This window comes from Rhizobium ruizarguesonis, from assembly GCF_012349115.1.
In the GTDB taxonomy this organism is placed as follows: domain Bacteria; phylum Pseudomonadota; class Alphaproteobacteria; order Rhizobiales; family Rhizobiaceae; genus Rhizobium; species Rhizobium ruizarguesonis.
The window spans coordinates 1-23,974 of sequence record NZ_PQIG01000105.1 but is presented as its reverse complement, the minus strand read 5'-3'; the positions used below and the strand labels follow the sequence as shown (position 1 = coordinate 23,974).

Sequence of the window (23,974 nt, the reverse complement as noted above, 5' to 3'; positions counted from 1 at the left end):
GCCTCGTCGCATCGGCATTAATCTTTCGAGAGCTGGATTCAGACGGCGTTAAGTCAATGCGGCCCATATTGGGGCTCCGATCAAACACGGAACGAATCGCTGACGAATCGGCGACATCTCGATTTTCCCTCTTTGTTCACCGCAACATATTGTATTTACATGTCTTTTTAACCATAGCGGAAATTTTCCGAAATGACGGAAATTAAACCCTGAATCAGGGCTCCTCACAATTCGGAGCTCAACCGGGAACAAAAATCGCCAATGCGTGTTTCTCGTCCATCCAAATTGCCGATGAAATGAAGGAAACACACCATGCTTGGCACAATACTACTTGTTATCCTCATTCTGCTCTTGATCGGAGCCTTGCCGAATTGGGGTTATAGCCGTGGCTGGGGCTATGGACCTTCTGGCGGTTTGGGGCTAGTTCTCGTGATTATCATTATCCTTGTACTGATGGGCCGCGTCTAAAGGCCAACTAACCTGGGGAGTTACGACATGATGAAGAAGATTGTTCTTATTGGTGCGCTCGTCGGCGCACTCGCATCTTGCACAGCGACCGAACAAGGCACGGCGATCGGCGCCGGCACCGGGGCGGTCATCGGCGGTGTCGTCACCAACAGCTGGGGCGGCGCAGCCGTCGGCGCTGTTGCCGGTGGCCTGACCGGCGCTCTGATCGGTCACTCGGTCGAACGCCGCGGCTACTGCGTCTATCGCGACCGCTACGGCCGCCGCTACGAGGCCCGCTGCTGATCGGCAAAAGCATCTCGGACTCCCAACGGGCGCTTCGGCGCCCGTTTTCTTTGCTGGCCCATTCGTCAACGTGACGTTGACAATCGGTTGCGAAAGTCAAATCTACCACCGCCCAACGGGCAGGCACATATTTCTTTCACGAGTGCAGCGGCAGGCACAGCCGCCGAGCGCAGTTGAAAGGAACGCCCCCAGTGACCCAGATTTTCTTGAACTCTCTCATCGTCGTTCTCATCGCGTCGGCTTTCCTGACGACCGCGATATCAGCCCTCAGCAGCGAAGACCGTTCGCTGCGCAAAGTGCCGGCCAGAGTTCGGACACATCGACATCCGAACACCGACCGCCGCTCTTGATCTTCCCGAAAACGCACCACCACTTCGGCCACAAGATCGCCGCCGGCATCACCGGGAGACGTCGATAAACAGCAATGGCGCGTCCTGCCGGACGCGCCATTGCCTTGAATCTAATCCGTACTGTTCACTCGAAGAAGCAATGTCTAGGCGAAGAACTGTCCGCCATTGGCCGTCAGCGTCGAACCGGTGATGAAGCCGGCATCGTCGGAGACGAGGAAGGTAACGCAGCGCGCGATCTCTTCCGGTTCGCCGAGACGACCGACGGGGATCTGCGGAATGATGCGTTCGTTCAGCACCTTCTCCGGCACGGCAAGCACCATTTCCGTTCCGATGTAACCGGGGCAAATGGCGTTGACGGTGATGTTCTTGTTCGCGCCTTCCTGAGCCAGCGCCTTGGTGAAGCCGAGATCGCCTGCCTTGGCCGCCGAATAGTTCACCTGGCCCATCTGGCCCTTCTGCCCGTTGATCGATGAGATATTGACGATACGGCCGAAGCTGCGGTCACGCATGCCGGTCCAGACCTGATGCGTCATGTTGAACAGGCCGGTGAGGTTGGTATTGATCACCTCGTGCCACTGCTGCTGCGTCATCTTGTGGAACATCGCGTCGCGGGTGATGCCGGCATTGTTGACGAGGATTTCGACCGGCCCGATCTCGCTTTCGACCCTGGCAATTCCCTCGCCGCAGGCGAGGTAATCCGAAACATCCCATTTGAATACCGGAACGCCGGTAACGTCGTGGAAGGCATTGGCCTTCTCGTCGTTGCCCGCATAGCTGGCCGCGACCCTGTATCCGGCATTTTTCAGTGCCATGGATATTGCCGCGCCGATGCCCCGTGTGCCCCCAGTGACCAAAGCCACTCTGCTCATGTTCCGCTCCCCTTTTGTTTTTCGCCCCGCCATATGGCGGGATTTTCAATCAATTATGGATCGTATGCTATTTAAAGCGATTCAAAGCACATGGCCACACCCATGCCGCCGCCGATGCAAAGCGTTGCGAGACCCTTCTTCGCGCCGCGGCGCTTCATTTCAAACAGCAGCGTGTTGAGAACGCGCGCGCCGGAGGCGCCGATCGGATGGCCGATCGCAATCGCCCCGCCGTTGACGTTGACGATCGACGGATCCCACCCGAGATCCTTGGTGACGGCGCAGGCTTGCGCCGCGAAGGCCTCGTTGGCTTCGACGAGATCGAGATCGTTCACCGACCAGCCGGCCTTCTCGAGCGCCTTGCGCGAAGCCGGGATTGGTCCAGTGCCCATGATCTGCGGATCGACACCCGCCGTTGCCCAGGAAACGATGCGGGCGAGCGGCTGGATGCCGCGCCGGACCGCCTCCGCTTCGCTCATCAGCACCGCCACAGCGGCGCCATCGTTGAGGCCGGACGCGTTCGCGGCCGTGACCGTGCCGTCCTTGTCGAAGGCCGGGCGCAATTTCCCCATCGCCTCCAGCGTAGCGCCGTGACGGATATATTCGTCGGCATCGACCGTAACGTCGCCCTTACGTGTCTTGATGACGTAGGGGATGATCTCGTCGACGAAGCGACCGGCCTTCTGCGCTGCCTCCGCCTTGTTCTGCGAGCTGACGGCGAATTTATCCTGGTCATCGCGCGAAAGCTGCCACTGGCGCGCAACATTCTCGGCGGTGATGCCCATGTGGTAGCCGTGGAAAGCGTCGGTCAAGCCGTCCTTGATCATCGTGTCGATCATCTTCATGTCGCCCATCTTGACGCCGCCGCGTAAGTGCGCGGCATGCGGGGCCATCGACATGGATTCCTGGCCGCCGGCAACGATGATCTTGGCGTCGCCGGTGGCGATCTGCTGCATGCCGAGCGCAACCGCGCGCAGGCCCGAGCCGCAGAGCTGATTGACGCCCCAGGCCGTCGCTTCCTTCGGAATGCCGGCCTTCATCGCCGCCTGGCGGGCCGGGTTCTGGCCCTCGCCGGCGGAAAGCACCTGGCCGAGGATCACCTCGTCCACCTCGCCGGGATCGACGCCGGCGCGCTCGAGCGCACCCTTGACGACGGCCGCCCCGAGCTCATGCGCGAGAACCGTCGCGAAAGCGCCATTGAAGGCGCCGACTGCTGTTCGCCCGGCGCTGGCGATGACGATGGATGGATTGCTCATGGGGACGCTCCTCGTTTTCGTCTCACTTACATAAGTGGAAACTGGCAAAGCTTGGAGCACAAGTCAAACGCGAAGACCGGCAGCCTTCCGCGAAAGCCCGATTCATCTGCTCTGTGAAAGGTTTGCCGCATCGCACAAAGAGATTGTCACCGGCCTTCTTTTGCGTTTACAGTCTCAAGTGGAGGAATATCCATAAATCAGACGGGGGTTCAGGAGACTGATATGGCGAAGCATGAGGGTCAGATCGTTATCAAGAAATACGCCAATCGCCGCCTATACAACACGGGCACCAGCACCTACGTGACGCTGGAAGACCTGGCGGAGATGGTGAAGAAGGGCGAAGAATTTACCGTACAAGATGCAAAAAGCGGAGATGACATCACCCATTCGGTGCTGACCCAGATCATCTTCGAACAGGAATCGAAGACCGGCAACACGTTGCTCCCGATCTCCTTCCTGCGCCAGCTCATCACCTATTACGGCGACCAGATGCAGATGGTCGTGCCGAGCTTTCTCGAACATTCGATGCGCTCCTTCACCGAACAGCAGGCCCAGATGCGCGAGCAGGTGACCCGGGCTTTCGGCGAAACGCCGCTCGGCAAGAACCTGCAATTACCGATGCAGATGGTCGAGGACCATGTTCGCCGCAACACAGAGCTGTTTCAGCAGGCGATGCAGATGTTCTCGCCCTTCATGACGCCGCCTGCCAAGGAAAGCCGCAAGGCCGAGGCCAAGGATATCGACGAGCTGAAGGAACAGCTCCGCGCTCTTCAGAACAAGCTCGACAACCTATAATCCGATCGAGACATCCCGCCCGGCGCTCCGGATCGACACGGCAAAACCGCCGATGACATCGATCAGAGCGATCGTCATCAAAATGAAGAACACCTGCGTCGCAGCATCCCGGACGAGCAAAAACTCAACCAGGAAGGCGATGAACACCAGCATCGACAGCATGTGGTTGACGAGATTGCCGGGACCGGTTCTGGTCGCTTTGAGGATTTCGAAAAACAGCACGACAAGTGCGATGACGATGAAAAGATCGCCGAGCGCCATGCTCCAGATGGCGCCCGAGATCATCGACAGTACGATGATATCATGTTGCAGTGCCGGAATGCCGCCATCGCCCATCAGGCCCAGCATCGCAAGATTGTAAAGAATAAACGGGATAATCATTAGGGGCATGGCGGCTATCATCTGCAATCTCCCAGCGCATCATGGAAGAATACTGCCGCAAACCGTTGCCTGACTGCAAGTCATTGCAAATATTATATCGTCGAAATGCAAAAGGCCGGCGTGACGCCGGCCTTAAAACTTTGATCGGACAAGCCGGATCGGGAAATTATGCGCTTTCCTTCGGCGTCAGAACCTGGCGGCCGCGATACATACCGGTCTTCAGGTCGATATGATGCGGGCGACGCAGTTCGCCGGAGTTCTTGTCTTCGACGTAGGTCGGAGCCTTCAGGGCGTCTGCCGAACGGCGCATACCGCGCTTGGACGGGCTTGTTTTTCTCTTCGGTACAGCCATTTCTCTTACTCCACTTGCGGGCAAAACATTCCCACGGCCACACTGGCGGCCGAAACGGACATGTCGCGATTTCGGAATTTGGCGCGCTTATACATGCAAGGGGTGGCCTTGACCAGTCCCCATGCGTATTTTTTGCGAAGCCGATGATTCCAGGCTCAGACTTCGTCCTCCGGTACGATCCAAGGCTCGGCGCGGGCCGCCTCTTCCCATTTCCGCCAGGCCGGATGCGCCTTCATGGTCTCCATATAGGCCAGGATGTCGTTTCGGCTGACGAGATCATAGATGTCGAACCGGTTGACGACAGGCGCAAACATCGCATCCGCCCCGCTGAACGCGCCAAAGAGAAACGGTCCGCCGGATTGCTGCAGGAGGTCGCGCCAGATCGTCTCGATGCGGCTGATATCGGCGTCGACACCATCCGGCAACGCGATCTTGCCCTTCGGCCGGCGGATATTCATCGGGCAGGCGCTGCGCAGCGCCCGAAAGCTCGAGAGCATTTCCATCGAAACCGAGCGGGCGAGCGCCCGCTCGGCCCGATCCCTCGGCAGAAGGCCGGCGTCCGGATAAAGTTCGACGACATATTCGATGATCGCCAGCGATTCCCAGATCTTCAATGCGCCGTGCTTGAGAAGCGGCACCCGCCCGGTCGGCGATACCGCCTTGATATTGGGATTGCCACCCGCATCGTCGAAGGGGATCAAGACTTCCTCGAAATCGATTCCGGCAGCCGTCAGCGCCATCCACGGCCGGAACGACCAGGAGGAATAGTTCTTGTTAGCGATGTAAAGCGTCGGTTTGTCCATGAGGCTCTCCCGTTCAGGCTTCGAAATCGAAGATCAGCAATTCGTGGAAATGGTTCATATCCTCGAACATGCAGAATGCCGGCGGTGTCAGCTCGAAAACAGCGGCCTTGCGGCGGATATCGTCGGCCACGTCATCGAGCATCGCCTGCCAGCGCGGCAAGGCTTCGTCCTCCAGCCGTTCGATCGCATAGGCGAAGGTTATGTGGAACTTATAGTCCTCATGGTTCGGCTGGCGATAGCCGAGAAGATCGGCCAGTGCGCTGCGCCAGGCGCGCATAACCTTGCGGTCGTTCGCCGTGGCCCCGTCGACGAGCAGGCCTGACGGACGCGCTTCGGCGATGGCGACCTTGAAGGGGTCGAACATCGAGAAACCTTCCAGCCTGGCCGCCATCAGCGCGGTCATGTCGTCGATCGGCGTATCGAGCGGGAGATCGCCCGGCCAGCAATCCTGCCGGCGCCTGGTCTCGATGACACCTTCGAAAAGCGTCATGTGAATGCTTGATATCGGCGTGAAGAGGAACTGCGGGGCCTCGGTCATCGCCAGATATTTCTCACGCGCCTCAATCAGTACTGCCTGCGTCTGCGAGCCCTTTTCGAGATGGCAAACGATCGTGTTGCCGGCTTCCGGCAGAAAGCCGCCGACCTTGCCATAGCGGCTGCCGAGATGGGCGGGCGGGGTTGGATTGTGCCTCTTCGAATAAAAGAGAAGCTCGGGCGAAAACGTCGTGATGGTCATGGGTGAATCGCGGCTCTGGTTGGACTGCACTCGCCCATATGGCAGAACCAAGAATGTCTGATGACGCTTGCCGCCTCTAGAACATGATGCCGAAAAGTGTGAGCGGTTTTCGGACGACGTCATGCTCTAACCATATAATTTAGAACAGGATGATCTCAATCATAGATGCATTTGATGTAGTCGCCCGAACCCTGGGCGCGCCTCTCGATGACACCGGCGAGCCGGCGAAGGCCTCGTCCGGGCTTGCCGGCATTGCGGTCGATCGGGTTTGGCAGCGAGACGGCAAGCAGCGATGCCTGGCGCCGCGTCAGCTTCGAGGCTGGCACCTTGAAATGATGCTGGGCCGCCGCCTCGATACCGTAGATGCCGGGACCCCATTCGGCGATGTTGAGATAGATTTCCATCAGCCGCCGTTTCGACAGGACGAAATCCGTGGTCACCGCGAGCGGAAGTTCCAGCGCCTTGCGCACGAACGAGCGGCTGTTCCAGAGGAAGAGGTTCTTCGCCGTCTGCATCGGGATCGTGCTGCCGCCGCGCGTCGCCTGGCCTTTCAGCGTATCCTCGACCAGCATGCGCATTTCCGCCCAGTCGACGCCGCCGTGAAAGCAATACTGTCCGTCCTCTGACATCATCACCGACTGCACCACAACCGGGGCGATTTTATCCAGCGACACCCACTGCCGGTCGTAACCACGCAGCAGCACGAGATCGCGCAGCATCAGCGTCGAGACGGGGTGAATGAAGGGCAGCAGATAGAAAAGGATCAGCGCATAGGGAAGGATCAGCACGATCAGCACGGCAAGAACAATGCGTTTCAACACACGCCGGTCTTCGAACCATCGCCGACGAGCCGGCATGTCGACGCTGTCCTCTCTCTCTGGCGCTATATCCAATGTCCCCAGTCCGATTTCGCTCCTGTCGTTCTCATAACGCCTGTGCAGAGCTTATGCCAGAGTGCGTGGCGAATCTTGCTGCCGCCATCGACAATTCCGTTGCAAGCCCGGGGGCGCTCATGCCAAACAGCGCCCATGGACGCGAACCGGGACACTTTCGAGACGAGGCTGAAGAACAACGCCCGCGAGATCGAGGCGCTGCTCGACGCATTGCTTTCAGCAAATGTTCTTTCCGATGAAATCGCCAGGCCCGAGACGCTGCGCGATGCCATGCATTATGCCGTGTTGAACGGCGGCAAGCGGCTGCGCCCGTTTCTCGTCGTCGAAAGTGCAGCCCTTCTCGGCGGCGACGCTGAGGCGGCACTTCGCGTCGGCGCCGCACTCGAATGTGTCCACTGCTATTCTCTCGTGCATGACGACTTGCCGGCCATGGACGATGACGACCTGCGCCGCGGTAAACCGACGGTGCACATAAAGTTCGACGAAGCGACGGCAATCCTCGCGGGCGACAGCCTGCTGACCTATGCCTTCGACATCATCGCCGCGCCGGAAACGACCCTTCCCGATTCGAGCAAGGCATCGCTTGTGCTGGCCCTTGCCCGCGCAGCCGGTCTCGGCGGCATGGCCGGCGGCCAGGCGCTCGATCTCGCGGCGGAAAGGCAGGTCCCTGACGAGGCCGGCATCATCCGCCTGCAGGCGATGAAAACAGGCGCGCTGATCCGCTTCGCCTGCGAAGCCGGCGCCGTCATCTCGGCAAGCCTGCCGGAAGATCGCCGCCGCCTGCGCGCCTTCGGCGAAAAGATCGGCCTTGCCTTTCAGCTTGCCGACGACATTCTCGACCTGACCTCGGACGCGGCGACCATGGGCAAGGCAACCGGCAAGGATGCGGCCCGCGGCAAGGGAACGCTTGTGGCCCTGCGCGGCATGGAATGGGCCGAGGCCCAGCTCCGTGAGCATGTCCGCGATGCCGAGGCGCTGCTGGCCCCCTATGGCGCCCGCGCCTCGACCCTTACCGCCGCGGCGCATTTCATCGCCGACCGGAAGAACTAGAGCCTTTCCTGGTCAGGCGGCCAATATCTCCTCAAGGGCGGAAACCAGACGGGCACACTCCTCGTCCGTGCCGATGCTGATACGCAGGAAGTCCGAAATACGCGGCTTGGCAAAATGCCGGACGAGAATGCCGCGCTCCCGTAGGGCGGCTTGAAGCGCTGCTCCCGAACGGCTTTCGTGCCTCGCGAAAACGAAATTCGCCTGCGACGGCAAGACCTCGAAACCCAAAGCTTCAAGTTCAGAACCGAGGCTTTCCCGGCTGGCGATGATTTTCCTCCGGCATGTCTCGAACCACGCCTCGTCCTTGATCGCCGCCGTCGCGGCAAGCTGCGCCAGACGATCGAGCGGATAGGAATTGAAACTGTCCTTGACCCGCTCCAGCGCCTCGATCAGCGGCCGCTGTCCCAGCGCGAAGCCGATGCGCAGACCTGCAAGCGAACGGGATTTCGACAGGGTCTGGATTACCAGTAGATTGGGATGCGTGGATATCAGCGGGATGGCGCTTTCACCGCCGAAATCGACATAAGCCTCGTCTATGACGACGACCGCATCCGGATGGGCGGCAAGAAGTGCTTCGATACCGGCAAGCGGCAGGCCGATACCGGTCGGTGCATTCGGATTGGGGATGATGATCGCGCCGCATGGTCTGTCGTAATCTTCCAACCGGATGCGGAACCCATCATCAACAGGCACCTCGATCGCTTCGACGCCGTATAGCAGGCTATAGGTCGAATAGAAGGCATAGGTCACATCGGGGTAGAGAAGCGGCCGCTCATGTTTCAGCAGCGCCTGAAACACATGCGCAAGAACCTCGTCGGAGCCATTGCCGACGAATACTTCTTCCGCCGTCAGGCCGAAATGGGCCGCGATCGTCTCGCGCAATTCCATGGCGGAGGGATCGGGATAGAGCCGCAGACGATCGTCCGCCGCTTCCCTGATCGCCTCGAGCGCCTTCGGAGACGGCCCGTAAGGGCTCTCGTTCGTATTGAGCTTGACCATGTTCGGGATGCGGGGCTGCTCGCCCGCGACATAGGGCCGAAGCTTGCTGACGATTGGCGACCAGTACCGGCTCATGCGAACTTGCGGGCGCTCATTCCGCCGCCGTCCGCTGGCCGAAACGCTTCTCGATATAGTCGACGACAAGCGCTTCGAAGTCGGCGGCGATATTGGGACCGCGCAGCGTCAACGCCTTCCGGCCGTCGATGAAGACGGGGGCCGCTGGCGTCTCGCCGGTACCCGGAAGCGAAATGCCGATATCGGCATGTTTGCTTTCGCCCGGCCCATTGACGATGCAGCCCATGACGGCGACGTTCAGTGCCTCGACGCCGGGATATTTCTCGCGCCAGACCGGCATGTTCTTGCGGATATCGTTCTGGATGTTCTGGGCGAGCTCCTGGAACACCGTCGACGTCGTGCGTCCGCAGCCCGGACAGGCCGCAACGACGGGTATGAACTGGCGGAAGCCCATGACCTGCAGGATTTCCTGCGCCACCTGGACTTCGCGCGTGCGGTCGCCGTTCGGCTCCGGCGTCAGCGACACGCGAATCGTATCGCCGATGCCGTGCTGCAGCACGAAGCCCATCGCCGCCGACGAGGCGACGATACCCTTGGTGCCCATGCCGGCTTCAGTCAGGCCGAGATGCAGCGCATGATTGGAGCGTTCGGCAAGCATGGAATTGACGGCGATCAGGTCCTGCACCTGGCTGACCTTGGCCGACAGGATGATGCGGTTGCGCGGCAAGCCGATCTCTTCGGCAAGGGCTGCCGAAAGCAGCGCCGACTGCACGATCGCCTCGCGCGTCACCTGCCGGGCCGAAAGCGGCGACCCGGCTTCGGCATTCTGGTCCATCAGCGCCGTCAGCAGATCCTGATCAAGCGAGCCCCAGTTGACGCCGATACGCACCGGCTTGTCATAACGGATCGCCATCTCGATGATCTCGGCGAACTGCTTGTCCTTCTTGTCCTTGAAGCCGACATTGCCGGGGTTGATGCGGTATTTCGCCAGCGCCGCGGCACAATCAGGATGATCGGCGAGCAGCTTGTGGCCAATATAGTGGAAGTCGCCGATCAAAGGCACGTCCATGCCGAGGCGCAGCAGCCGCTCGCGGATCTTCGGCACGGCGGCCGCACTCTCGTCGCGATCGACGGTGATGCGCACCAGCTCCGAGCCTGCCCGGTGGAGAGCGGCGACCTGCGCGACGGTGGAATCGATATCGGCCGTATCGGTGTTCGTCATGGATTGCACGACGACCGGCGCCCCGCCGCCGACGATGACGCCGCCGACATCGACGGCAACGGAAGCACGGCGTGGTTTCGGATCAAAATCGGCGGCTGACAACATGAAGAGTTCTTGCACCCCTAAAGCATGTCGCGCAAAAGTGTGCAGCGGTTTTGCGATAACGACATGCGAAAAATAAAGACCTAAAGCGCGAGGAGCGAATCTGAAAGATTGCGACGCGCTTTAGAAACAGTGCCTTTCAGGTGGATCATGACCGCTTTCTTGTCAACCGCCCCTGATATCACTTTTGTTGGGAGGCGGCTCAGTGACCGCCTCCGGTCGTGCCGTCGGCATAATGGGCCAGCTTGGAGAGCAGGAGAACGACGATGAGCAGCACCGGCAGCGCCATGAAGACGACGGCAAAGCCGATATGCTCGGCGACGAAGCCGATCAACGATGGCGCAACCAGCATGCCGGAATAGCCCATGGTCGTGACCACCGAGATGGCGATGCCGGGCTTGAGGCCGGGAATGTTGCCCGCCGCCGAGAAGGCGATCGGCACCATGTTGGAAATGCCGATACCGCAAAAGGCAAAGCCCAGGATGGCAATCTCGGCGTTGGGTGCCAGGCCTGCAAGCAGCATGCCGACGATGGCAAACAGCGTGCAGATGCGCAGCGTCTTGACACCACCCAGACGGTCGCGCACCAGGTCGCCGCCAAAGCGCATGATTGCCATGGTCGCCGAAAAGGCTGCGAAGCCAAGACCGGATAGTGCCACGGATGCATCCATTTCCTGCCGGAGATAGAGCGCGCCCCAGTCGAGAACCGCACCTTCGGGCACCATGCTGAACAGCGCCATCAGTCCGAGCAGCCACGGCAGCGGCACCATCGGCAGCTTCGTCTTTTCCTTCTTGGTGTCTGGATGCGGCGGATCCGCAAGGATGATCGGCCAGGCGACGGCAAGGAAGATTGCCGCCAGCGCCGTCGCCAGTTGCGCATGGCCGAGAATGCCGAGCTTGGAAATCACGATGCCGCCGAGACCGGAGCCGATCAGTCCGCCAAGGCTCCAGAAAGCGTGACAGGACGACATGATGGCGCGGCGCATGGATTTCTCGACCGACACCGCATTGGCATTCATCGCCACATCCATTGCGCCGATGAAGCCGCCGAACAGGAAGAGCGAGATTGCCCCGGTCGGCACATTTGGCGCGAGCGTCAATGCCAGCAGCAACGGCAGCAAGCAGACAGCCAGTACCTGAACGACGACACGCGAGCCGTGTTTGGCGATCTGCGCACCGGCGATCGGCATCATGACCAGCGACCCGACGCCGAAGACGAGGATCATCAGCCCAAGCTCGAACTTGGTCAGCGCCAGACGCTCGGCAAAATCCGGGATCTTCGGCGCCCAGCAGCCGACGACAAAACCGTTCATGAGAAAGAGCAGGGAAACCGCCGCCCTGCTTCTGGTAATGAAGCCGCTCCGGGCTCCCGGCGTACTCACATGACTATCCATTTCCGGTCTTTCCTCATTGCCGGGCTTGCTTGGCCCGGGCTCCCTAAACTCTATGACGTCGCCTCAGTTCGTTTTCTCGGCGAGAACAGTCCTGCATCCGCGCTCGCGGTAACCGGCGAGAATGGCCGGATCGGCATCGTGCTCGACGACCAGGCATTCGCAATGCGCGACCGGCAGGATGCTATGGGGGGCCGCAGTGCCGAATTTCTCCGAGGTTGCAGCCACCAACACCCTTTTGCTCCTGGATGTCGCAAACCGCTTGAACTCCGCATCCTCGAAGCCGAACACCGTGATGCCGGCCTCGAGATCGACGCCGCAGGCGCCGAGAATGCAGAGATCGGGCGAGATCTGCTCCATATCCCGCAAGGCCTTGGCGCCGAGCGAACCGCCCGTCTGCCGGTCCACCATTCCGCCGATCAGGATGACGGCGACGGCAGGCTTGTCGATCAGCGCCGCGGCAATCGCCGGCGCATTCGTCGCAGCCGTCAGTGCTAGTTCGGCCGGCAACGCATTGGCAATCGCCAGATTGGTGCTGCCGGCATCGAAGAACACGGTCGAGCCGGCGGCAATCTGCTTTGCCGCAGCGCGCCCCAGCGCCTGTTTCCGGTCAGCGGCAAAGCCGATACGCTGCGTCAGGCTTCCATGCGCCGGCGAGACCGGCAATGCGCCGCCATAGACCCGCTCGCAGAGCCCTGCCGCCGCCATCTCGCGCAGATCCCGCCGCACCGTATCCTCGGAGACACCGAATTCGAGCGCAAGCTCCGTCGCCAGCACGCGGCCATTCAGCCGCAGCCTCTCGGAAATCACGCCTTGGCGCTCTCGCAACAAAAAATCCTGCATGTTCCTACCGGATCGAGATCTCATAAACCGAAAACGTGCATAAACGCTTATGATCATGCAGGCAATATGCACGGTTACACGTTTTCTGACGTTCGGAAACAAAGCTGCACTACCAGAGCGAATATGCCCTATTGACCGGTCTTGAAGGCGGGAATATCGATTGCTCAATCCCGATTCCCGCTGGCATATCCGCCACCTGGTGCTTTCTCCCCGTGAAAAACTCCGTCAGCCTGGGCATCCTGCTCACGACCGTCGCCTATATGGCGTTCACCTTCCATGACGCGATCATCAAGATCCTGGTTTCAAGCATTCCCGTCTGGCAGATCCTGTTTTTCCGCAGTCTCACCATCCTCGTCGGTTCTCTCGCCTATGGTCGCGGCAAGCTCGTCCGCCAGACGATGACATCGCCGATCATCAAGCCGATGGTCGCCCGCAGTATCCTTCTGCTCTGCGCCTGGCTTTCCTATTATTCCGCCGCAAGCCGCCTGCAGCTTGCCGAAGTGACCACGCTTTATTACGCCGCACCTGTCGTCGGCACCTTGCTGGCTTGGGTCATCCTGAAGGAGAAAGTCACGCCGGCGCGCTGGCTGGCCGTCGGCGTCGGCTTCGTCGGCGTTCTCATTGCCTGCAATCCGATCGGCCTCACCATCTCCTGGCCGGTCTATCTAGCGCTGCAGGCAGCCGTGCTCTGGGCCTCCGCCATGGTGCTGCTGCGCAAGACCTCGCTGCACGAGAAGACCATTATCCAGCTCACCGTTTCCAACGCCTTTTTTCTTGCCATGACCGGCATTGCCGTGATCTGGACATGGCAGACCCCCGATATGACGCAGCTCGCGCTCCTCATTGCCACCGGCGTCGTTGCTGGCTGCGCGCAGTTCGCTCTTTTCGAAGGCATGCGCCAGGCGCCCGTCTCCGTGCTTGCGCCATTCGAATATAGCTCTCTCGTCTGGGCCTTCCTCCTGGGTTATCTGATCTGGGCCGACATCCCGACACAGAATGTGGTCGTCGGCGCGGCGATGATCCTCGGCGCCGGATTGATCATCATCGTCAGCGAAAGGCTACGCCGCCGCATCACCGCTTGATGCCTGTTTCTGCCGGATTCATGGTTCGAGCGGCCGTTTGAGAAAAATATTTGCAGTTGCTGCTTTTATTCGCAGTTTTCTACGCTTCCGGCGCCATAATTTTCTGCCAACTATCCTCATCCGAAGCACCTCCCAAGGATGGATGAAACAATGAACTGGTTGAAAACCGTCGCCGCCGCCGCCCTCATTCAGGCTGCGGCCCTCCTGCCTGCCCATGCCGGTGAAAACCTCGCCGCCATCAAATCGGCTGGCGTCTTCAAGATCGGCACCGAAGGCACCTATGCGCCCTTCACCTATCATGACGAAAGCGGCAAGCTCGTCGGCTTCGATGTCGAGATCGGCGAAGCGATCGCCGCCAAGCTCGGCGTCAAGGCCGAGTTCGTCGAAGGCAAGTGGGACGGCCTGATCGCCGGCCTCGACGCAAAGCGCTACGACACCGTCATCAACCAGGTCGGCATCACCGAAACCCGCAAGCAGAAATATGATTTCTCCGAGCCCTATATCGCTTCCAAGGCCGTACTAATCGCCCGCGACGGCGACGGCAGCATCAAGTCCTTCGCCGATCTGAAGGGCAAGAAGGCCGCACAGTCGCTGACCAGCAACTTCGGCAAGCTCGCAACCGAAGCCGGTGCCGAGCTCGTCGGCACCGACGGTTTTGATCAGTCGATCCAGCTCGTACTGACCAAACGCGCCGACGCCACGATCAACGACAGCCTCTCCTTCCTCGATTTCAAGAAGCACAAGCCGGACGCGCCGGTGAGGATCGTCGCCGAGCAGGAAAATGCCGACTACTCCGGCGTCATCATCCGCAAGAACGAGCCGGAGCTTCTCGCCGAAATCAACAAGGCGCTTGCCGACATCAAGGCCGACGGCACCTACAAGAAGATCGCCGACAAGTATTTCGGCCAGGACGTTTCCAAGTAATTTAAATTCCTCCCCATCCCCTCCCCACAAAGGGAGGGGTTTCGATGCTGCTGCTCTCATCTCAAAACAGCCTCTCAGCCAACAGTAGGGTCGCTATTTGGTGCGTCCGGGCCTCCGATAAACCCTCCCCCTTGTGAGGAGGGGTTGGGGAGGGGTATTCCATTTCAACGTAGCAACCGACGAGAGGGAACTCCCTTGGCGCACTGGCTCCAACTGATGGCGGAATCGCTGCCCTCGCTCCTGTGGGCGGGGCTGATCTTCACCATTCCGCTGACCCTGCTATCCTTCGTCTTCGGCCTGGCCCTCGGGCTCGCCACCGCGATCGCCCGGCTCTTCGGGCCGACGCCACTTTCCGCCATCGCGCGCTTCTATGTCTGGGTCATCCGCGGCACGCCGTTGCTCGTTCAGCTCTTTGTCATCTTCTACGGCCTGCCGAGCCTCGGCATCCTGCTCGATGCCTTCCCGGCCGCCCTCATCGGCTTCACGCTGAATATCGGCGCCTACAGCTCCGAGATCATCCGCGCCGTCATTTCCTCGGTGCCGAAGGGCCAATGGGAAGCCGCCTATTCGATCGGCATGAGCTGGCGCCAGGCGATGAGCCGCACCATCCTGCCGCAGGCCGCTCGCGTCGCCGTGCCGCCTTTGTCGAACACCTTCATCTCGCTCGTCAAAGATACCTCGCTTGCCGCGGCCATCACCGTGCCGGAGCTCTTCCAGGCGGCGCAGCGCATCGTCGCCACCACCTATGAGCCGCTGATCCTCTATATCGAGGCGGCGTTGATCTATCTCGTCCTGAGCTCCGTCCTCTCGCAGCTGCAGGTGCGGCTGGAACGCCGCTTCGCGCGTTATGGCGGCATGCTGGAGGCAAATGCATGATCGAGCTTTCCAACATCGAAAAGCGCTTCGGCGACGCCATCATCCTCAAGGATATAAGCATCCGCATCCCCGAAGGCAGCGTCACCGCGCTGGTCGGGCCTTCCGGCGGCGGCAAGAGCACGCTGCTGCGCTGCATCAACCTGCTCGAAATTCCGACCGCCGGCTCTATCCGCCTCGGAGAGGAGAAGCTGGCCTTTGCGCCGGGCAAACGAACGAGCTGGCAGGCGATCCAGAAGATCCGCCGCCAGACCGGCATGGTCTTCCAGAACTTCCAGCTATTCCCGCATCAGACCGCGATCGAGAATGTCATGGAAGGCCTGGTGACGGTGTTGAGATGGCCGAAGGAAAAAGCGCGCGAGCGTGCGATGGAATTGCTGACCAAGGTCGGCATGACGCACAAGGCCGATGCCTGGCCTTCGACGCTGTCGGGCGGCCAGCAGCAGCGCGTCGCGATCGCCCGCGCACTGGCGCCGTCGCCGCGCGTGCTTCTCTGTGACGAGCCGACATCCGCCCTCGATCCCGAGCTTTCGGCCGAAGTGGTCGATGTGCTGGGCCAACTTGCCAGCGAAGGCACGACGATGGTGATGGCGACCCACGATCTCCGGCTCGCCTCGAAGATCGCCAATGACGTGGTTTTCCTGGAAGCCGGCAGCGTGGTGGAAACGGGCAGCGCCAAGGCGATCTTCAGTGCGCCGGAGCGCGAGCGCACCAAACGCTTCATCTCGACGATCAACGCCGCCCATACTTACGATATCTGAGCTAGAGCATGATGCCGAAAAGTGTGAGCGGTTTTCGGACGACATCATGCTCTATTTCTTTGATTTAGATCCGGATTCAGATTTTAGGCCGACCTGGTTCTAAAATCATCCGGATCTAATGCCGGGATGCGAACATCCCGGCATTGCTGGAACTCCAATCAGGAGGCCGTGACGACCGAGCGCGCCGCCTTCAGCGCATTGCCCCACCAGGTGAGCTGGTCGAGCTGGTTCTTCGCTGCTTCGTTGAGATGCGCGTAATCGCTGAGACTCTTGCCTTCCTTGAGGACGCCAAGATATTCGCCAAGCGCGATATGCACGCCCGTTTTCACCGAAGCCGCCCCCATTTCCACGAAGATCAGGCGAAGATGCTCGACCGCACGTGCGCCGCCGACGCCGCCGTAACCGACGAAACCGACCGGCTTCTGGATAAACTCGCCGAGGTCGATGGCGTTCTTCAGAACGGCCGTCGGAGCGTGATTGTACTCGGCGACGGTGAAAATGAAGCCATCGAATTCACGCAGCTTCTTTTTCCAGCGCTCTGCCGTCTCGCTTTCAGCGGTGGTGGCACGCTGCTCACCGAAAAAATGCATAGGGTAGTCGAGCAGGTCGAGAACCTCGACCTCGATGTCCTGGCGCTCGGCGGCGATAGCGGCAATCCACTTGGCCGGATGCTCGGCAAAACGGCCAATACGCGTGCTGCCGACGATGACGGCAATCTTCAACTTGCTCATGGATATTGTTTCCTGGATTGGTCTTGGGGGCGGATGGCCAAGTTTATGAGAAAGCCTCCACGCCGGGCAAGGCGCGGAGGCTGCTAACTCTCAGCTTTTTGACAGGCCGATCGTACACGATCGGGTGAATGGAGCCGGTTCGCAAAGGCGCTCAAGGGCGCTGTTCAACGACGGCCACTTGTTGTTCAACCTGCGTAGACGACGAGCAGGTCCTTGGCATCGATCTGATCGCCGGCCCGCACCAGCACTTCGGAAATCGTGCCATCCTTTTCCGCATGCAGCGCCGTTTCCATCTTCATCGCTTCGATGGAGACCAGCACGTCGCCGGCATTGACGGCCTGGCCGGGCGAGACGAAGACGCGGCTGATGACACCCGGCATCGGCGCACCGACGTGAACGGCATTGCCCGGTTCGGCCTTGCGGCGGACGGCGGCCCCTGTCGCCCCATGGGCCCGGTCCGGCACCTTGATGCGGCGCGGTTGGCCGTTGAGCTCGAAGAAGATGGTCACCATGCCCTGGCTGTCGGTTGCGCTCATCGCCTGATTGACGATGACGAGCGTCTTGCCGCGCTCGATATCGGCAAACAGTTCCTCGCCGTCCTTGAGACCGTAGAAATAGGCGGGCGTCGGCAGCACCGAGACCGGGCCGTAGGTGTCGGAGGCGAGCGCGAAGTCGGTGAAGACCTTCGGATACATCAGGTAGGAAGCGAATTCGAAGTCGCTGATCTCGCGCTCGAGCTTCGTCTCGATGACTTTACGCTCCGCATCGAGATCGGCCTCCTTGAGCAGCGAGCCGGGACGCACGGTATAGGGCTTGTCGCCCTTCAGCGCCTTCTTCTGCAGCGCTTCGGGCCATCCTGACGGCGGCTGGCCGAGATCGCCCTTCAGCATCGAGACCACCGATTCCGGGAAGGAGACTTCCTTGTCGGGGCTGACGACATCGGCAACCGTCAGGTCCTGGGACACCATCATCAGCGCCATGTCGCCGACCACTTTGGAAGACGGCGTCACCTTGACGATATCGCCGAACATCTGGTTGGCGTCGGCATAGGCCTGCGCCACCTGATGCCAGCGGGTCTCGAGGCCGAGCGAGCGGGCCTGTTCCTTGAGGTTGGTGAACTGGCCACCCGGCATCTCATGCAGATAGACTTCGGATGCCGGACCCTTCAGATCGCTTTCGAAGGCGGCATACTGATTGCGCGCCGCTTCCCAATAGAAGGAAACGCGGCGGATCCATTCCGGATCGAGGCCGGGATCGCGCTCCGTACCGCGCAACGCCTCGACGATCGAGCCGAGACAGGGCTGCGAGGTATTGCCGGAAAGCGCATCCATGGCGGCATCGACGGCATCGACGCCGGCGTCGACAGCGGCAAGAACGGTCGCGGCCGCAATCCCTGAGGTATCATGCGTGTGGAAATGGATCGGCAGGCTGGTCGCCTCGCGCAGCGCCTTGAACAGAACCTTCGCAGCCGCAGGCTTGAGGAGGCCTGCCATATCCTTGAGCGCGATGATATGCGCGCCCGCCTTCTCGAGCTCGACCGCAAGGTCGGTATAGTATTTCAGATCGTATTTCGGACGGGCCGAGTTCAGGATGTCGCCGGTATAGCAGATCGCCGCCTCGCAGAGCTTGTTCTCCTCGGCAATGGCATCCATCGAGACGCGCATGTTCTCGACCCAGTTCAGACAATCGAACACCCGGAAGAGATCGATGCCGCCCCTGGCCGCCTGGCGGACGAAATATTTGACGACATTGTCGGGATAATTGGTGTAGCCGACGCCATTGGCGCCGCGCAGCAGCATCTGCAGCAGAAGGTTCGCCGCGCCCTCGCGGATCAGTGCCAGGCGCTCCCACGGGTCCTCGGTCAGAAAGCGCATGGAGACGTCGAAGGTCGCTCCGCCCCAGCATTCGAGCGACAAAAGGCCTGGCAGCGCATGCGCATAGGTGCCGGCGATGCGGGCGATGTCATAGGTGCGCATGCGGGTGGCGAGCAGCGACTGATGGCCATCGCGCATCGTCGTGTCGGTCAAAAGCACGCGCTTCTCGTTGCGCATCCATTCGCCGAATTTCTTCGGGCCGAGCGTGTCGAGGAGCTGCTTCGTGCCGTCCTTGACTGTGTTGCCATTGGCGTAGGGAACCACCGGCTCGGCCGCGTTATCAAGCGGCCTCGGCCTGTCCTTGGCCTCGGGGTGACCATTGACGGTGACGTCGGCGAGATAGGTCAGGAGCTTCGTGGCACGATCCTGGCGCTTGACCTGCTGGAAGAGTTCCGGCGTCGTGTCGATGAAGCGTGTCGTGTAGCTGTTGTCCCTGAACTTGGGATGGCCGATGATCGCTTCGAGGAAGGTCAGGTTGGTTGCCACGCCGCGAATACGGAATTCGCGCAGCGCCCGGTCCATGCGGGCGATCGCTTCGGAAGGATTGGGCGCCCATGCCGTGACCTTGACGAGAAGCGGATCATAAAAGCGGGTGATGATGGCGCCCGAATAGGAAGTGCCGCCATCGAGGCGGATGCCGAAACCGGACGCTGAGCGATAGGCGGTGATACGGCCGTAATCCGGAATGAAGTTATGCTCCGGATCTTCCGTGGTGATGCGGCATTGCAGCGCATGGCCGTTGAGACGGATATCTTCCTGGCGCGGCACGCCCGATTCCGCCGTACCGATCGCAAAGCCATCGAGGATGTGGATCTGCGCCTTGACGATATCGATGCCGGTGACGACTTCGGTCACCGTATGCTCGACCTGGATGCGAGGATTGACCTCGATGAAGTAGAATTTGCCGGTATCGGCATCCATCAGATATTCGACGGTACCCGCGCCGATATAATTGGTCGCGGCCGCGATCTTCAGCGAATAGGCGGCGAGTTCCTGGCGCTGCGCCTCCGAGAGATAGGGCGCCGGCGCGCGCTCGACGACTTTCTGGTTGCGGCGCTGGATCGAGCAGTCACGCTCGAAGAGATGCACGACATTGCCATGCGTATCGCCGAGAACCTGGCTTTCGACATGGCGGGCGCGCTCGACGAGCTTTTCCAGATAGACCTCATCCTTGCCGAAGGCGGCCATCGCCTCGCGTTTGGCCTCCGTCACCTCGCGGGCAAGATCCTTCGGATCGCGGATCGCGCGCATGCCGCGCCCGCCGCCGCCCCAGGAGGCCTTCAGCATGACGGGATAACCGATCCCTTCCGCCATCTTAGCCACTTCGGCCATGTCTTCCGGCAGAGGCCCGGTGGCCGGCACCACAGGAACGCCGACCGAGATCGCCAGGTTGCGCGCGGCGACCTTGTTGCCGAGCTGGCGCATTGTATCGCCCTTCGGGCCGATGAAGATGATGCCGGCCTCGTTGCAGGCATCGACGAATTCGGGGCTTTCCGAAAGCAGGCCGTAGCCCGGATGAATGGCATCGGCGCCGGAGAGCTTCGCGACCCTGATCACTTCCGCGATCGACAGATAGCTTTCGATCGGACCCATGTCCTTGGAAAGATGCGGGCCGCGGCCGACCTGGTAGCTCTCGTCCGCCTTGAAGCGGTGCAGCGCCAGCTTGTCCTCTTCCGCCCAGATCGCCACCGTTTTTATTCCAAGTTCGTTGGCCGCACGGAACACGCGAATGGCAATTTCAGAGCGATTGGCAACGAGAATCTTGGAAATGGGCAAAACGGTCTCCTCAGACGTTCAGACGCGGGCATGCTGCACCCGCGAAGGAAATTCTTAACTTCTTGTCACAGAAAGTTCAATTTATCTTGCGACTGCGAAATGCAATTTTTCGACATTCTGGAGCAACACTAGGAAAAGTGCGAAGCGGTTTTCCGTCCGGAGTTGCGTCAAAATAAAAAACCGGAGCAATTCCGCTTCGATGAGAAGCGGAATTGCTCTAACTTATCAGTCCATGACGGAAGGCAAGCGCCACCGCCTGCTGCCTGTTTTTCGCCTTCAGCTTGTCCTGTAGGCCGTTCATATACCAGTCGACCGTGTGGTTTGAGATCTTCAGCATCTTGCTGATCTCCATCGACGTCATGCCTTCGGCGAGATAATGCAGGATTTCCATCTCGCGCCGCGTCAGCGGCGTATCGGCCGGCAACACGGTTTCCAGCGCCGGCGCCTCGCCTTTCAGATCGAGCAGCCGCCAGAAGGCCTTGCGCGCCGCCGCCTCCAACAGTGCGATCTCCACCGGCGACAGCTCGATCGGCTTGCCGGCGAGACTGAGGCTGGCGAGAATGCCGTTGCGTCCGTGGATCGGAAAGATGTAGCCATCCTCCATCCCATGCCCGAAGGCATCGACCATCATCTGCTCCATGCGGCGCTGATGCGCATCCTTGTGGAAGGCCGCCATCGCCTCCCGCCAGCGGAAAGGCCGCTGCGCGTGGGCGAGATAGCGCAGCATCGGATCGATCAGAGCATATTTTTTCGCGGCATATATCTGCGGCCATTGTTCCGGCCAGCGGCCGGCAAGCGCCGCAGCCCAGGGCTCTGGATTCTGCTGTACCGGATTCTGCTGCAGATGGCGTAGCAGGCCGTAATATTCGAAGCCGCAAGCATGGAGGAGCTGCTCCAACTCGGTAATGACGCCTGCAGGATTTGAACATTCTTCCAGAATTACAAGTAATTGAATTAACGAATTAATATTCACAAAAATGCCCCTTGCCCGGACCTGATGCCGTCGGCGGCTTGTCAAACTGGTCGCGAAACGGTCTTCCTCAATAAATGCAGTCTGTAATTTAATGCTGTGCTAAACATTTAATAAAATGCAAGCGCAAATTGTTGCGAGATATGTCCGGACGGCAATTTCAGCGCCATGACCATCTCGTCGCATCCTGCAATAGTGCGATCGTGTCAATCATCACATCGACTGAACCCTGAATGCTCCGTTAATCGCCCGTTCAGGTAGCCTTTTGTAGCATCGCATCATCCCGTTTTCGCAGATGCACGAGAGGTTCGACGTGACGCTATTCAAGGTCTATGCAAGGGCTCTGCGCTATCTTGGCGCCTACAAGCTGCGCGTATCCCTGGTCGTTGTCGCAAACATTGTTCTTGCGACGATTACCATCGCGGAGCCGATCCTGTTCGGTCGCATTATCGATGCGATTTCGGGCAAGGGTGAGGTCAAGCCCATCCTCTTCATGTGGGCGACTTTCGCCGTCTTCAACACCATTGCTTTCGTCCTGGTGGCCCGCGAGGCCGACCGGCTGGCCCATGGCCGGCGGGCGACGCTGTTGACGGAAGCCTTCGGCCGCATCATTTCCATGCCGCTTGGCTGGCACCATCAGCGCGGCACCTCCAACGCGCTGCATACATTGCTGCGCGCCTGCGAAACGCTGTTCGGCCTCTGGCTGGAATTCATGCGCAACCACCTGTCCACGGTCATCGCGCTTACGCTTCTGGTGCCGACCGCAATGTCGATGGACCTGCGCCTTTCCGCCGTGCTCATGGTGCTCGCCATCGCCTATTGGCTGATCGGCCGCGTCGTCATGAGCCGCACCAAGGACGGCCAGGCTTCGGTCGAGAACCACTATCACACCGTCTTCTCGCATGTCAGCGACTCGATCAGCAACGTTTCGGTCCTGCACAGCTACAATCGCATCGAGGCCGAAACCCGAGCGCTGAAATCCTTCGCCGACCGACTGCTCGAAGCCCAATATCCGGTGCTCGACTGGTGGGCGATCGCCAGCGCACTGAACCGCATGGCGTCGACCATCGCGATGATGGTGGTCCTGATCATCGGCACCATGCTCGTCCAGGCCGGCCAGTTGCGCGTTGGCGACGTCATCGCCTTCATCGGCTTTGCCAACCTGTTGATCGGCCGTCTCGACTTGATGCGCCAGTTCGCGACGCAGATTTTCGAGGCCCGTTCCAAGCTCGAGGACTTCTATACGCTTGAAGACTCGGTGCGTGAACGTGAAGAGCCAGCCGGCAACGGCGAGATCAAGGACGTCAAGGGTGCGATCGAATTCCGCGACGTCTCCTTCGGCTTCGGCAACAGCTCACAGGGCCTGCACAATGTCTCCTTCTCGGTGAAGGCAGGCCAGACGGTCGCGATCGTCGGCCCGACCGGCGCCGGCAAGACGACGCTCGTCAACCTGCTGCAGCGTGTCTACGATGCCCAGGGCGGCAAGATCCTCGTCGACGGCACCGATATCACCAAGGTGACCCGCAAGTCGCTGCGTCGCCACATCGCCACCGTCTTCCAGGATGCGGGCCTGCTGAACCGTTCGATCAGCGACAATATCCGCCTTGGTCGCGAAGGCGCCAGTGAAGAGGAAATGCGCCGTGCGGCCGAAGCCGCCGCTGCCGCCGACTTCATCGAGACCCGTGAGGATCGCTACGATACGCATGTCGGTGAACGCGGCAACAAGCTCTCCGGCGGCGAGCGCCAGCGCATCGCGATCGCCCGCGCCATCCTCAAGGACGCGCCGATCCTGGTGCTCGACGAGGCGACCTCGGCGCTCGACGTCGAGACCGAAGCCCGCGTCAAGGCCGCGATCGACAATCTGCGTCAGAACCGCACCACCTTCATCATCGCCCACCGCCTGTCGACGGTCCGCGAAGCCGATATGGTGCTCTTCCTGGATGACGGCCGTGTCGTCGAACAGGGCAGCTTCGACGAGCTTAGCCACAGCAACGGCCGCTTCGCCGCCCTGCTGCGCGCCAGCGGCATCCTGACGGACGAAGAGGTCCGCAAGGCCCACGCCACCGAAGCCGCCTGATCGGTTCGGGTTTCAAGATAAAGGCCGGAAGGTAACTCCTTCCGGCCTTCAGACCGCTGACAAACCCGTCGATTTTTCGGCGGGTTTTGTTTTTGCGGATTGG

Annotated in this window: 24 protein-coding genes; 10 read left to right on the top strand and 14 right to left on the bottom strand. The window is 60.4% G+C overall.

Annotated elements, in window-relative coordinates:
• Positions 1–312: 312 nt before the first annotated feature.
• From C3Y91_RS28495 to C3Y91_RS28485, 3 genes are all read left to right on the top strand, one after another.
• Positions 313–468, top strand: coding sequence for a DUF3309 family protein (locus C3Y91_RS28495; protein ID WP_007632343.1), 156 nt, complete (start codon positions 313–315; stop codon positions 466–468).
• Positions 469–495: 27 nt separating this feature from the next.
• The gene (locus C3Y91_RS28490; RefSeq protein WP_018071981.1) at positions 496–750 is read left to right on the top strand and encodes a YMGG-like glycine zipper-containing protein; all 255 of its coding nucleotides are present in this window, start codon (positions 496–498) and stop codon (positions 748–750) included.
• 191 nt (positions 751–941) lie between these two features.
• Entirely contained in the window at positions 942–1,100 is a 159-nt protein-coding gene (locus tag C3Y91_RS28485) for a hypothetical protein (RefSeq protein ID WP_165411152.1), read from the top strand.
• A 143-nt stretch (positions 1,101–1,243) separates the two neighbouring features.
• Here C3Y91_RS28485 and C3Y91_RS28480 read toward each other — a convergent pair whose 3' ends face one another.
• A complete protein-coding gene (locus tag C3Y91_RS28480; protein ID WP_024320486.1) occupies positions 1,244–1,969 on the bottom strand; it encodes a beta-ketoacyl-ACP reductase in 726 nt (241 codons plus the stop codon).
• A gap of 71 nt (positions 1,970–2,040) precedes the next feature.
• Complete coding sequence (locus C3Y91_RS28475) at positions 2,041–3,222, bottom strand: acetyl-CoA C-acetyltransferase (protein WP_024320487.1); 1,182 nt, start codon at positions 3,220–3,222, stop codon at positions 2,041–2,043.
• Between the two features lie 222 nt (positions 3,223–3,444).
• Here C3Y91_RS28475 and phaR point away from each other — a divergent pair, with 222 nt between their 5' ends.
• Complete coding sequence (gene phaR / locus C3Y91_RS28470) at positions 3,445–4,017, top strand: polyhydroxyalkanoate synthesis repressor PhaR (protein ID WP_003543798.1); 573 nt, start codon at positions 3,445–3,447, stop codon at positions 4,015–4,017.
• Here phaR and C3Y91_RS28465 read toward each other — a convergent pair.
• The 5 genes from C3Y91_RS28465 to mtgA form a co-directional block, all read right to left on the bottom strand.
• On the bottom strand, positions 4,012–4,419 hold the full coding sequence (locus tag C3Y91_RS28465) for a hypothetical protein (RefSeq protein ID WP_003543801.1): 408 nt from the start codon (positions 4,417–4,419) through the stop codon (positions 4,012–4,014). The genes phaR and C3Y91_RS28465 overlap by 6 nt on opposite strands.
• 145 nt (positions 4,420–4,564) lie before the next feature.
• Positions 4,565–4,750, bottom strand: a complete 186-nt coding sequence (rpmF, locus tag C3Y91_RS28460; protein ID WP_003543812.1) for a 50S ribosomal protein L32 — start codon at positions 4,748–4,750, stop codon at positions 4,565–4,567.
• 155 nt (positions 4,751–4,905) lie between these two features.
• Positions 4,906–5,553, bottom strand: a complete 648-nt coding sequence (locus tag C3Y91_RS28455; protein ID WP_024320489.1) for a glutathione S-transferase family protein — start codon at positions 5,551–5,553, stop codon at positions 4,906–4,908.
• A gap of 13 nt (positions 5,554–5,566) precedes the next feature.
• Positions 5,567–6,289, bottom strand: coding sequence for a DUF1868 domain-containing protein (locus C3Y91_RS28450; protein ID WP_024320490.1), 723 nt, complete (start codon positions 6,287–6,289; stop codon positions 5,567–5,569).
• Positions 6,290–6,444: 155 nt separating this feature from the next.
• Positions 6,445–7,182 carry a monofunctional biosynthetic peptidoglycan transglycosylase gene (mtgA, locus tag C3Y91_RS28445; RefSeq protein ID WP_024320491.1) on the bottom strand — a complete coding sequence of 246 codons (738 nt, stop codon included), beginning with the start codon at positions 7,180–7,182 and terminating at the stop codon, positions 6,445–6,447.
• Positions 7,183–7,317: 135 nt separating this feature from the next.
• Between mtgA and C3Y91_RS28440 the strand changes: the two genes are divergently transcribed.
• On the top strand, positions 7,318–8,232 hold the full coding sequence (locus tag C3Y91_RS28440) for a polyprenyl synthetase family protein (protein ID WP_168576095.1): 915 nt from the start codon (positions 7,318–7,320) through the stop codon (positions 8,230–8,232).
• Positions 8,233–8,244: 12 nt separating this feature from the next.
• Here C3Y91_RS28440 and hisC read toward each other — a convergent pair whose 3' ends face one another.
• The 4 genes from hisC to C3Y91_RS28420 all read right to left on the bottom strand — a co-directional run bounded on the left by hisC (position 8,245) and on the right by C3Y91_RS28420 (position 12,803).
• A complete protein-coding gene (gene hisC / locus C3Y91_RS28435; protein WP_024320493.1) occupies positions 8,245–9,306 on the bottom strand; it encodes a histidinol-phosphate transaminase in 1,062 nt (353 codons plus the stop codon).
• Positions 9,307–9,322: 16 nt separating this feature from the next.
• Positions 9,323–10,573 (bottom strand): flavodoxin-dependent (E)-4-hydroxy-3-methylbut-2-enyl-diphosphate synthase, encoded by a 1,251-nt coding sequence (gene ispG, locus C3Y91_RS28430; RefSeq protein WP_024320494.1) that lies wholly within the window; start codon positions 10,571–10,573, stop codon positions 9,323–9,325.
• A 199-nt stretch (positions 10,574–10,772) separates the two neighbouring features.
• Positions 10,773–11,963, bottom strand: coding sequence for an MFS transporter (locus tag C3Y91_RS28425; protein WP_024320495.1), 1,191 nt, complete (start codon positions 11,961–11,963; stop codon positions 10,773–10,775).
• 63 nt (positions 11,964–12,026) lie between these two features.
• On the bottom strand, positions 12,027–12,803 hold the full coding sequence (locus tag C3Y91_RS28420) for a DeoR/GlpR family DNA-binding transcription regulator (protein WP_024320496.1): 777 nt from the start codon (positions 12,801–12,803) through the stop codon (positions 12,027–12,029).
• Positions 12,804–12,934: 131 nt separating this feature from the next.
• Here C3Y91_RS28420 and C3Y91_RS28415 point away from each other — a divergent pair, with 131 nt between their 5' ends.
• From C3Y91_RS28415 to C3Y91_RS28400, 4 genes are all read left to right on the top strand, one after another.
• Positions 12,935–13,885, top strand: a complete 951-nt coding sequence (locus C3Y91_RS28415) for a DMT family transporter (RefSeq protein ID WP_024320497.1) — start codon at positions 12,935–12,937, stop codon at positions 13,883–13,885.
• 150 nt (positions 13,886–14,035) lie between these two features.
• The gene (locus C3Y91_RS28410; protein WP_130675928.1) at positions 14,036–14,809 is read left to right on the top strand and encodes an amino acid ABC transporter substrate-binding protein; all 774 of its coding nucleotides are present in this window, start codon (positions 14,036–14,038) and stop codon (positions 14,807–14,809) included.
• A gap of 195 nt (positions 14,810–15,004) precedes the next feature.
• Complete coding sequence (locus tag C3Y91_RS28405) at positions 15,005–15,685, top strand: amino acid ABC transporter permease (protein WP_018071968.1); 681 nt, start codon at positions 15,005–15,007, stop codon at positions 15,683–15,685.
• Positions 15,682–16,443: an amino acid ABC transporter ATP-binding protein gene (locus C3Y91_RS28400; protein WP_130675929.1), complete on the top strand. Its 762-nt coding sequence runs from the start codon at positions 15,682–15,684 to the stop codon at positions 16,441–16,443. Before C3Y91_RS28405 ends, C3Y91_RS28400 begins: the two co-directional genes overlap by 4 nt.
• A 158-nt stretch (positions 16,444–16,601) precedes the next feature.
• Here C3Y91_RS28400 and C3Y91_RS28395 read toward each other — a convergent pair whose 3' ends face one another.
• From C3Y91_RS28395 to C3Y91_RS28385, 3 genes are all read right to left on the bottom strand, one after another.
• Positions 16,602–17,174, bottom strand: coding sequence for an NADPH-dependent FMN reductase (locus C3Y91_RS28395; protein WP_130675930.1), 573 nt, complete (start codon positions 17,172–17,174; stop codon positions 16,602–16,604).
• A 185-nt stretch (positions 17,175–17,359) separates the two neighbouring features.
• A complete protein-coding gene (gene pyc, locus C3Y91_RS28390) occupies positions 17,360–20,824 on the bottom strand; it encodes a pyruvate carboxylase (RefSeq protein WP_130656641.1) in 3,465 nt (1,154 codons plus the stop codon).
• A gap of 217 nt (positions 20,825–21,041) precedes the next feature.
• A complete protein-coding gene (locus C3Y91_RS28385; RefSeq protein WP_168251843.1) occupies positions 21,042–21,797 on the bottom strand; it encodes a helix-turn-helix transcriptional regulator in 756 nt (251 codons plus the stop codon).
• Between the two features lie 310 nt (positions 21,798–22,107).
• Here C3Y91_RS28385 and C3Y91_RS28380 point away from each other — a divergent pair, with 310 nt between their 5' ends.
• Entirely contained in the window at positions 22,108–23,871 is a 1,764-nt protein-coding gene (locus C3Y91_RS28380) for a glucan ABC transporter ATP-binding protein/ permease (RefSeq protein ID WP_024320501.1), read from the top strand.
• The last annotated feature ends 103 nt before the right edge of the window (positions 23,872–23,974 follow it).